At 54.1% G+C, this 680-nt stretch carries 2 rRNA genes; both read right to left on the reverse strand.

Annotation, left to right across the window (positions count from 1 at the left end):
* Positions 1-89, reverse strand: a 23S ribosomal RNA gene (locus tag PUN51_RS20635); the annotation flags it as partial.
* A 473-nt stretch (positions 90-562) separates the two neighbouring features.
* Positions 563-680 (reverse strand): 16S ribosomal RNA (locus PUN51_RS20640); the annotation flags it as partial.

Genomic DNA, 680 nt, shown 5'->3' on the forward strand with positions numbered 1-680 from the left:
TCGACTCCCCCAGGCTTATCGCAGATTCCTACGTCCTTCTTCGGCTCCTAATGCCAAGGCATCCACCGTGTGCTCTTAAAAACTTGACCACAAAGATCAAAAACATTTTCGAGAGAACCACGAAAACTGTCCCGCGCACCCAAAGGCACACGAACCAGATCCAGGTTCATTTATCTTGGAAATTGCTTCTTATACAAGATGCTCGCGTCCACTATGTAGTTCTCAAACAACAACCCCACACCACACACCCCACACACACGTGCGTGGACCGTCATGGCAGGGAAACCAGAAACAAACAAAACCCAGGGCCAAAAACCCCGGTCCTGTTGCCTCAGGACCCAACAGTGTGCCAAACACGAAAACCACCACATCACCACGCCCACCGTTCCAGAACCACCAGGGTTCGTACTAGGAAAGGACACGACAACACAACGGCCGCTATTTGTTGATATTCCACCCATGAGCACCCGCCGCAGGACAATCGCCTGCGCAACGGGCTTGCTTCCTGACAACCCCCACACCCGGACATACATCCAGGCCGGTTGTTGTAGGTGCTCCTTAGAAAGGAGGTGATCCAGCCGCACCTTCCGGTACGGCTACCTTGTTACGACTTAGTCCCAATCGCCAGTCCCACCTTCGACAGCTCCCTCCCACAAGGGGTTAGGCCACCGGCTTCGGGT

Origin of the sequence: Arthrobacter sp. NQ4, from assembly GCF_029077345.1 — a bacterium.
In the GTDB taxonomy this organism is placed as follows: Bacteria; Actinomycetota; Actinomycetes; order Actinomycetales; family Micrococcaceae; genus Arthrobacter.